The following is a 9,929-nucleotide window of genomic DNA, read 5'->3' as shown; positions in this document are numbered from 1 at the left end:
CGTCGATGGATTTTCGCAAGTCCACGGGTTTGGGGTAGAGGTACACTTTTTCAACTTTGGCGTCGGGTCGCATCATGGCGGGGGCTGGCTCCGGAGAAAAACGGGAGCACAGCATCCGGCGTCAGGGCAACGCTTTGAATGTGTAGTTCATGGAGCGGTTACCTTTGAACAGTCATACCGAGAACTCTGTGGTTTCAATTTGCCAGTAGGATGGGGCGTTATCCGGTTGCAGGTTGGTCGCAAAAATTGGATGTTCAGCGACACGCCCAAGGGCGCGACGGCCAGTGCGCAAATCTACAGCCTGGTCGAAACCGCCAAAGCCAACGGCCAAGAGACCTATACGTGGCTGCGCCACGTACTGGAGCGCCTGCCGCAAGCTACTTCGGTAGAAGACTTCGAGGCCTTGCTGCCATGGAACTGCTCGCCGCAGATGCCACGGTAGACCGTTGCTCCACCACTGGGTAGGTGGGGTTTATGGATCGCATACGGATCTTTTACGCTTGGCGTTGGAAAATAACGCTTCTCCGACTGCCAAACTAAAGTGAACTGCGCTCGTACTACCCATTCGAAGCCAGTATATCTGGTTGGCGTAGTCACGGATTTAGGTGTGTCGAGATGTAGTTCCAAGGCGTCAGCGTACAACGGAACCCGAAGTACCGGATACTTCGTGGGTCCAGGTGATTTTGCGGTAGGTGAACTGCACTTCTTTCAGGTGGGTGAAGTGCGAGTTTCCTGGATTCTGGCAGTTGTGCATTTTGTTGTTGATGGCGACATAGGTAATCATGAACGATGAATATTATCGAAGTCATCGGCTTTCGGAGTTGCATGTATCCCTTTTGCTTCTTGAGCGCGGTAATACGCCTCAATCGTCAACGATGGATCGATACGCGCTTTAACGATGCAGGGTTCTTTTTGCCACGGATATTCCTGCAACTGCTTGGCCAGAGCCTTCTGTCCGCCTGTGATCCATCCTTTCGCCGACTGATCTCTCCATCGTCGTGGGTTGCGGCTAGTTTTTGCGTCGTGGGCCACTGTCACGGGATCAAGATGGCGACTTTGCTCAAGCACAGGCAGGTCAGGCAGCGGCTGCGTGATATCCATGTAGCGTTGTAGACAATCCCAAAAAGCGAGTGCGTTGGCCTGATCCAGCCCCAGCGAGTGAACCTTGGTCGCCAGGCAAATTTTGTTGTCGGTATAGCGATGATGCAGCCACAGCGCGTAGTCGTGGGAGCCGAAGCCATTAGGAAGTAACTGAAGCACCGGGTCGAACTCTTCAAATGGTGCAACGAATAGCTTGCGGAAACGCCTTTTGAACCTGAGCATGCCATCAGTTCGATTAAATTCGCTGCCATCGTGCGTGCTGATTTTGCTATGAAACCACAATAATGCGTCGGTTCCGAGGGAGGCTACGAAATATAGAAAGACGCCTGCCCACAGGGCGATACTCATTGAGCTCGTATTGAATAGTGAACCTTTTAACCAATAGGTAGTAATTGCACCGGCTACAAATCCTAAGACTTGCATGTGGTGAACAAACTTATTGCCCGTCATGAATAACACTAGAGAGGTGAGCATCAAAATGGCAGTGGAAATACCAATGAACGCGCCACCCGCAGTGCCAGGGGCTCCATGTCCTAACTCTATTCCTATGGAACCGAAGACCCCAAGAGTCCAAGGTGCCCAAATGAACGAAAAACTTACGAGCTTAAGTACGAAAAGAAAATGTGGCACTTTGCTGGAGTTTTGAAATTTCCAGTGTTTATTTGTGCAGTAGGTTTCTGTGTCGTGCTCGTCTTTTTTATTCGGGTCGGCGAGTTTGATAACCTCAAATTGTGAACTGACTTCCACCTCCGGCTCTAAGTTGGCATAATTACCAAATGCTAGATGAGTGTTAAACATTCCGGTCCGGTTGGCATCCTCCGGCCAGCGAGGTGGTGGTAAAAGCTTTTTGCTATCACTTCGGTATGCTCCACTAGCATAGGTGCTATTTATATCTGTAATCATACTTTAGACTCGATTATTTCAATCTGCCAATAAGGTGGTGCGTCTTCGGGTGAAATATTGTCCGGAGGTGTTTGGCGATCCCTAATAGTGAATGGTATCCATTTCTTAGGGCTAGGTTGAGGCAGTACTAGGCTCTCTTCTGTTTCGCTGACGCTGAGTTCAAATTGAGCGCTTATTTTAAGCCCTTCGGTCATTTCGAAGCTGTAGCGTTGCAGTGGAGTGAGATGCATAACTGGAAGGCTAGGTGATAAAATGTATAACACGCTGGTCGCATCTAGTGGCAAAGCAGATATTTTTGGGCTTGCCGCGGGAACGCGATTATATCGTTTGACAGATAATAATCCAGACTTCTCCAGTCTGGTTTGGAATTCTTGCGCGATCAGTCGAAATTTTTTATCATTTTCGAACATTGACAATAACGGCGAACTGAGAACTACAGCCCAATCGTTCATGGAGCGGTTACAAATAGCGAGCGAAGCGTTGATCGCTGGTCATCACTGAACGAACTATCAGTGAGGCGCAGGAGGATCAACTGATCCTGGTCTTTAACTCGCTCAAGTACTATCGCGTCTGGATCGATTCCCTTTGCTGAAACCGCATCGGCTATCAGTTTCTTGTATTTCTCATGCACCAGTGTGTCCGTGTACTGTGGCCCAGAGGCGGAATCTGATTTAACACTCTCTGGAGAATGTAACGTGGCAAAGTCTTCTTTACATCCGGTTAGTAGCAGAGCAGATGCAAGTAATATTTTTTTTGAAGAAAACATAGTGTATCCATAAAATTTGCGCAATGTGCTAAGTCAATGCTCGCTCATTTTTTGAAATAGGTAATGAAGTCCACTCCTGATGCAAAAGCTTTCTCGATTTTGTTGCTTTGCTCTTGCAGTATCTTGCTAGGTTGGGCCCACTGCTCAAAAGGCAAAGGCTCGGACCATTCTTCAATGGATCTTGGCATGTTCCTCATCTTGTAACGATGGTCCCATTCGGAAACTAAGTAGGGAATCTTCCACCAAGTGAGTAAGCTCCCGATGTACCAAAGTGAAAGACTTACGAGGGACCTCTCACCGGCTGCATATTCTTCATGGATTTCTAAGCGTTTTGAATCGAACGTTCGACAATCTTAGTAAGTGGCCTTGCGTGGGCAGTGTTCAAACCCGCTTTCCATGAAAGTGCGAATGGCTTCCCATTTACTTAATCCATGTATGGGGGGGAGGATTCCCTGATTAATAAAATGAGTTTCGCCGCTTTTAGGATCGGTTAAAGCAATTCCAAATGTATAACTAATTACTGTCCCGCTTCAGGTGTAGCCCGTGCTTGTAGATATCCGGCTGACTAGTGTTTCCCAGTTTTGAATAATTGGACTATCGAAGTTGTTAGGGAAAATACAGACTTGTCTGCGCTGTCTGTTAAATCTGATGGGACGATTGTGTGTCTTTGCGAGAGTCGTACTAACTGTTACGCAAAATCCCACTGCTATTGTTATCAGGTCTCCCCATGCGGCAATTGGAAGTCCGGATAGAAAGAATTCCTTGTAGTTGGATTCAAAGGTTTTCCCGTAATTGTTCAGGAACGATCCTAGTCCTGCGATGGTGGGGCCAATCACCAAACTCATGATCACCAGGAACATAGCGCCAGCAATAAACAGTTCTACTTGGAAAGGATTATTCTTATTTCTGATTCCGATATCAATGTATCGTTCGTTTATTTCTAGGATACTCCCATCGATATCCATTGGGGGCTGCCCAGTGGGCAATGGTAGCGGGGATAAAAAGAGAGCTTCGCCAGTAAGATGTTTTCGGATTTCACCTGCGTTAGGACGATTATTTTTTATTTTAAGCTCGTCATCTAAGTTTTTTGAGTTTGACTTCATGCTGGCGTCGTCGATTTTTGCGCTGCGCTTTTGTAAGCAAAGGTGACAGATTTATTTCTAAAAAATACATCTATCACCCTATCACCTTTTGCTCTCTTGGTTCCTACGCCTCGTTAACTTTTTTTAAATTAGACCGGCGGTCTTGCATGCCTCAACAAACGTTGCGCCTTTTTTATCCATTGCGTTTTTTACCGCCTGATTGGCGTTTATCAATGCAGCGCTTGGTTTTGCCCATTGTTCTTTAGGCAAAGGTTGGGACCAACTATCTACTTTTTCCGGTAGAGCGCGACTTCCCTTCCGGTAGCTCCACTCGGCCAGTATGTAAGGCATTTTCCAAAAGCTCAGCACGCGCCAGATGTACCAACGTCGCAATGGCCACGGTGTGCGCTTGGGGTAACCATAATGCTCACGCTCCTTGTCCGTAAGTTTGGCCCCTTCGTCGTTCGAATTGCACATCCAGCGAGCGTCATCGCGCTCAATTTCAAAAGTGTGCAGCCCTTCATAAGATTTCAGGCGATCACCTGTCGGAGTAAGTCCCAAAGCAGTTAGCATTGGGTTCGGCGTATCTACTATCTGTCCGTCTTCCATGTAGTTTCGGATTGATGTCCACATCCCTAGCGCGTGCGCGTCACTGGGCTGTGGGAGAAGAAGAAACTGCACTTTGTCTTGTTCGGCATCCTCAAGAGCCATCCCAAAAGTGTATTGGCGTGTCGCGCCATAACTGGTGATACCTTGGGTGTTTGCGACCCAAGCAACCACGCCCTCCCATGGCACCACCAGTACGCGATCAGTATTATGGTCAACGTAGCAAACTTCACGACGTTGGCGATTGAAGCGCACTGGATATTTTTTTGGAGAAAAAATTACGTCGGAAAACATTCCATATAAATAGGCTCCTATTGGTATTGCGAATAAGAGAGAAGCACTAGTCGTCACCTGTAAAAAGGTAATTAGATCAGTAAGCGGCTCAGGAAAATTTTCAGGGTAAAAAATAACGCCGGCAAGGATTACTAGGCTAGGCATTATGAATGCTGTAAACAGCGCCATCCAAATAGCCGCAGCGAGTATTTTTCCTTGCTCAACCATTCCCCAGTTGCTTCCACCTATCTCAAGGAATACGTCATTTATGGCGGAAAAGTTACGGCTAGAACCTTGTGTTTGTCCGGTGTAAACAGGTAGTGGGGATAAGAATAAGGTTTCGCTTAGTCCTCCTGTGCGAATCTCGCCCGCACAGGGTCGCTGACTTTTAATGTCCGGTGCATCTAGTGTTTCTGAAAACTGGTCACTGCGTTTGAAAATATTTTTAAACATCGACGGCCGCCAATTCTTCTTTTTTGAATATTTTAAACGTGCCTTTTCCCGCCCCGATCGGCAAGGTCTCAACAGGATCGAGTGTGTACTTGCCCTTGGTAGGGATTCGTACTCCATAGCTCGTGGTGATTCGTAAATCCTTTAAAACGAAGCAGGTGCGATGTATCAAATCGCGTTCTGCTTCCAATTGATAGCCAATGTTGAAGGCTAAAGCAAAGTCGGAAGTTTGCAAGGAGTCACTGATAGGGAGTTTGAGTGTCAGTGCTTCATTTCCTTTGCTGGCGACCATAAACCTTGTGGCCCAAGTGGCAGTACTTTCTTGCCATCGTAGTGGCGGGAGATTTGGATTGTATCCCCCTCGCATTGGAGCATCACGTTTTTGCTGGTACGCAAGTAACTGTAACTGACGGCTATCCATCTCTTTCGTGCTGACACCCGGGAGGATCAGTTTCAAATAGGTCTGCTTCTCATCGCGGATGAGTTCGCAAGTGGGCTTTTGCACCACCTTTGCCAACTCGCTCCACTCAACTTGGGTACTACGATTCTTTGTCTGGTTTCCCCATGCACTGGATTGCATCCACTTCTGCAGTTCGTCTAAATTGAAATAGTTATAAAGTCCTTCACCGATCAGCTGCAGGGCTGTACCTATTAAACCAATCAAATTGGCGCGTGCACCAATTGACACCAATTCTGGGCTTGCTTCTGCCCAAGCAAATACACGCATTTCAGTCGGTGTTTTTATTACGGTTTTAACAATAGAGCCAGTATGTTTGGCTCCCCATGTACCCGCGCCGATCAATATTGCGTCGCCGCTAATTTGTAGCGTTGAAGCGCCCAGCCCTTTGGAATCTCCTTGGGCGAGTGCTTTCGTCCACTGGATAGAGTGTTTGCGCAAATCCAGTGAAGCAGATAACACACTAAAACCGAACGCGCCGATGCCCGCGACGCCAGCCCAGCGACCTAGTCGAGTCATCGTATTTAGCTTACCGGCCGTACTTGCCATTTCCTCAATGTGCGCTTGGAAAATCGTAACTGAAAGCCCCTGTACTGTGGCAAATCCGGCGCCAGCGATACCAACAAACGCTTCAGTAAAAGACCAGGCATCGCTCGCTGACAAGGATGTTTTGTCTTTTTTAAGTAGAGTGCTCACTGCCTCGATGAATTTCTGTCCTTGAATGATGAACAGTCCAAAAGCCAGTAAGTCTCCCTTCGACTTTAAGGCTCCGCTCAGAGGTTTATTAAAGGTTCCCGTTGATCGAAAATCTCTAACTGTCCTGTCCATTTCCGCACGTAGTTGTGGGTCTAAGCCATCGATGACGGTGCCAATTTGTGCGGGGCTGTTACCTCCCACTACTAGGGCACCACTTAGCTTTTCTTCCAGAGGTATCAGTTGTAGTTTCAGTTGGTCAATTCGCTGCTGGTAAACAGCCTCACTGCCCGCTTGGGCTGAACCTGATGATTGCAGCATCAGTTCCCGATTTCGCAGCTTATAGGTTGCGCTTAATTGATCACGCAAGCTTAGTGATTGTTCGCTGGCCTGATTGTAATTAGCGATCTCCGTGGCCGTTGCTGCCCGTAAAGTCAGGCCTTTGGTGGAGAACTCGCGTAGCAACTGCAATCGTGCGGGGCTGCCGATATTTCGTATATAGGTATTTGGGTCAATATTTTGCATTCTTTTGAATGCATCATGTGCTTTTTCCAGTTGATCAGCAGCCTTTAGTTGGGTTGCCGGGTTATACGCCTCAGTAAGCATGCTTTGCAAACCGGCAAATTGAGTGCTCAATTTTGCGTAATTGGGTAGGCGTGCAGAGACCAAACTACTGAATTGATTGCCAAGCGCGTCGGCATTTACCAAATTCTCCTTCGCTGACAAAATACCAACAGCCAAATTGCTCAGGTCAACGAGTTTCTTAGCAATATCAATTTGATCTATCAGTCCTAAGGTGTCGAGTCCAGGTACGACTGTTAACAGATTCGATTCTAAATAGGTGGCGAGCTTTTCAACTGCTTTTCTATCGGGGCACATGGCTGCCACGCAGACGAACTCGGTTTTCAAACGATGCTCGATTTGGGCATCAAGATGAAAGTCGTAATACCACGCAGCCCGGTGGAAGAGTCCGTCAGTGAACATCGTCAAGCGATCTTCGCGTATTTTTCCTAGTCGCTTGCTCCAATGTGAGAGGAGATTTTGCTGGCGAGTAATAAATGTTTCCATTTCTTCTCGGTTGACAAGATTCGCGATACCGCGCTGGCCAAGATCCTTGCCATGTAAGGCCTCCCACGTTTGTAGGCTTAGCGTATTGATTGTGCTTTGGTGCTTGCGATAAAGCGGCTGCCCCATTGCATCGGTCATATCGACAAACGCCTTCGCGTAAGGATTGGTCAATGCTGCTTTTCGCCACTGAGACTCATCGCCATACACACCAGGGTCACGATGGTCGCGACGAGCCTTTAGGTAGTCGTAGATTTTTGATTGTTGTTGCTCGTTAGTTTCGTCTTTCAGCGCTTTGACGTCTGAATCTGTGCCGCTAAGGGCGGTCAGTCGTGAGGCATTAACTTCATATAAAGACTGAATGTAGGAGCCGGTAAGGTACTTTGCCTGGCATTTATCGTCGGCACTCCATTTTTCAATCCAGTCAGCTACTTTCAACTGTGCGCTGGCAAGGTCGCGCATGACACCAATGTCATCGCGCAGCACCAGAAAAAGATAATCATCCTTGTACGGGCCCTGTACCTTGCTGGTAAATGATTCTATTGCCGTATTTTGGAACTGCGGCTCATGTTCCCAGTTATAAGGTTTGCTCTCTTCTGAGTCGGCACCTTCAGGTAGCGCCTTGGCTCGGGTTTCGTTCTCAGCCACTTCGGCTAACCATTTTTTCGCCTGCATTTTGCTGAGCAGACTTTCACCTCCCTTCTCAGGGCAGACACTCGCCAATTCGACGGACTGCATTAAGCGCTTTCGTTCATCCTTGGATCTGAGAACTTGCGAGCACTTGAAGGCCGTCCATTGAATTTCCGAGTAACTGGCGTACAACGCATGATTGCGAGGGAAAACCAAGTGTGGTTCACCAATAGAGCTGGTTCGGGTGTCGCCCGATACTTCCTGACTGTTCCACAAAAGCTTGGTGATTTGACCTCTTTCGACACGGTATTCGTGCAGGTAACCAGTAGTGCCGTCGATTATGTACAAGTAGCCGTCGCGTAACAGCCGGATACCCAGCGGCTGGCTTTTCGTCTGAAATGGCATGGCCAGTTCAGCCTTCGGATCGAGATACTCAACCAGTCCAAAACGCAGCGGCAGTAGCTGCACTTTTTTCTTCGCCAATTGGCATTCACCCATGGGAACGCGGGTGTCCTTCGCACTCATGGCCATCGCTGCGGTATTAGCACTGGGTTTTGGCGGTTGTTGAGTAGTCACGATGGGCTTCCTTGTCGATCAATGGCACGTTGCTCAGCTAATTCAGCCGCGCGCTCCAGACGCTTCAATGGCGCTTCTGGTGTTGACTCCGCCAGCAGGAGAAAAATATCTGGGTGTTCAGTCACGGGTTCACCGGCCAAATACCCGAAAACGTTCGCGTAAAGTGTTATTTCCTGTTCAGAGGCAAAGCCTTGCTGATACGCATCATCTGCAATTTTCTGCGCATACTGACGACGCTCAGGCCCTGCAAAGGATGACATAAAGTCTGGAAAATAAGTCTGCAGATGCTCGCTCAACCCTGAGACGAAATTACGAAACTCGACTTCGCCTAACGCCGTGAGTTCTGAGTCCGTCAAACGATAGGTATCGGGTTCGATATTTGCGGGATCGGGGCGCTGGTGTTGATGCCATTCAGCCACCACTCCATCCGGCAGGCAGATGTGCGTAACCGGACCAAACCAGCGGGCACCTCTGGCTTGCTCCGCCAGTGCGAACAGCGGTCGCATGACTGCTGGGTCGGCGATACGTGGCATGACCTCCACACCACTGGGGTGCTCTACAGTCAGCAGATGGCGCAAGTGGCTCCAGAGTTGGTGAACATCGGCATCACTGAACAGTAAATAACCCCATTCAAGGGCTGCATGCTCGCGGAAGTACTCCAATAGCGGATCGTTGGCGCCTTTGAGAGCAATCAAATAGGGCGAGATATCTGCCAGCTCCTGCCAGCGAGTGGACTGGTACAGGCTGTAGGCTTGGTTGTCCCACTGAAACAATTGCTGCGCGAGGTTGGGAACACTGACGCCATCCAGCAGCAGATAGGCTGGGGTTTTCCACGGCAGATCACTCGGGAGCGGCGGTAGTTCGATCATTTACTGTGCCTCCTTTTGCGCGGCCAGTTTGGCGGCTTCACACACCGCACAAATCGGCTTCTTCTGCATCAACGCCTGCCGCTGCGCCGGCACCAGCAACTGCCCGGCCTTATCCGCATCCGCCTGCTTCAACGGCCCCGGCAACAACGGGGCAGCGCCCGTGCCGCTACCCGGACCACCGCCTGAGTTCATGTTGATTACCGGCCCGCTCATGGTCACGCCGCCGGCATCGATCTTGATGAAGCTGCCGCCACCGACCAGGGTCAATTCGGCGCCGGCTTCCATCACCACTTTCATGCCGCTGCTTAGGTGGATTTCCTGGCCGGCATCGATGAACTGCCCAGTCCCAATCTTGATGTGCTGGTTCACGCCCACGGTCAGGTGATCGTTGGCCCGAGCTTCAACTTTTCGGTCTTCGTAAACGATGTGATGTTCTTCGGCCTTGAATTCCGTGTAGC

The 9,929-nt window shown here is 49.1% G+C and carries 7 protein-coding genes and 3 pseudogenes; 1 reads left to right on the top strand and 9 read right to left on the bottom strand.

The annotated features are described in order from the left end of the window. Positions 1-232: 232 nt before the first annotated feature. A pseudogene (locus AACY02_RS25530) lies at positions 233-442 on the top strand (transposase domain-containing protein); the annotation flags it as partial. 189 nt (positions 443-631) lie between these two features. Here the strand turns inward: AACY02_RS25530 and AACY02_RS25525 are convergent. The 9 genes and pseudogenes from AACY02_RS25525 to AACY02_RS25485 all read right to left on the bottom strand — a co-directional run. Further along, positions 632-772, bottom strand: a pseudogene (locus AACY02_RS25525) (Hcp family type VI secretion system effector); the annotation flags it as partial. 8 nt (positions 773-780) lie between these two features. Next, positions 781-1,449, bottom strand: coding sequence for a hypothetical protein (locus AACY02_RS25520; protein ID WP_339434304.1), 669 nt, complete (start codon positions 1,447-1,449; stop codon positions 781-783). A 551-nt stretch (positions 1,450-2,000) separates the two neighbouring features. Then, a complete protein-coding gene (locus AACY02_RS25515; protein WP_339434303.1) occupies positions 2,001-2,456 on the bottom strand; it encodes a hypothetical protein in 456 nt (151 codons plus the stop codon). After that, positions 2,453-2,770 carry a hypothetical protein gene (locus AACY02_RS25510; RefSeq protein WP_339434302.1) on the bottom strand — a complete coding sequence of 106 codons (318 nt, stop codon included), beginning with the start codon at positions 2,768-2,770 and terminating at the stop codon, positions 2,453-2,455. Before AACY02_RS25510 ends, AACY02_RS25515 begins: the two co-directional genes overlap by 4 nt. Positions 2,771-3,300: 530 nt before the next feature. Then, positions 3,301-3,873, bottom strand: coding sequence for a hypothetical protein (locus AACY02_RS25505; RefSeq protein ID WP_339434301.1), 573 nt, complete (start codon positions 3,871-3,873; stop codon positions 3,301-3,303). A 123-nt stretch (positions 3,874-3,996) separates the two neighbouring features. Beyond that, positions 3,997-5,184, bottom strand: a complete 1,188-nt coding sequence (locus AACY02_RS25500; protein ID WP_339434300.1) for a DUF6708 domain-containing protein — start codon at positions 5,182-5,184, stop codon at positions 3,997-3,999. Continuing rightward, positions 5,177-8,602 (bottom strand): toxin VasX, encoded by a 3,426-nt coding sequence (locus tag AACY02_RS25495; RefSeq protein ID WP_339434299.1) that lies wholly within the window; start codon positions 8,600-8,602, stop codon positions 5,177-5,179. The genes AACY02_RS25500 and AACY02_RS25495 overlap by 8 nt, the downstream gene beginning before the upstream one ends. Continuing rightward, positions 8,599-9,471, bottom strand: a complete 873-nt coding sequence (locus AACY02_RS25490) for a DUF4123 domain-containing protein (RefSeq protein ID WP_339434298.1) — start codon at positions 9,469-9,471, stop codon at positions 8,599-8,601. Before AACY02_RS25490 ends, AACY02_RS25495 begins: the two co-directional genes overlap by 4 nt. Then, positions 9,472-9,929: pseudogene (locus tag AACY02_RS25485) on the bottom strand (type VI secretion system tip protein VgrG); the annotation flags it as partial.

It is taken from the genome of Pseudomonas sp. EA_65y_Pfl2_P78, from assembly GCF_963970495.1.
Lineage (GTDB): Bacteria > Pseudomonadota > Gammaproteobacteria > Pseudomonadales > Pseudomonadaceae > Aquipseudomonas > Aquipseudomonas baetica_A.
This window is presented reverse-complemented; position numbering and strand designations above follow the sequence as displayed.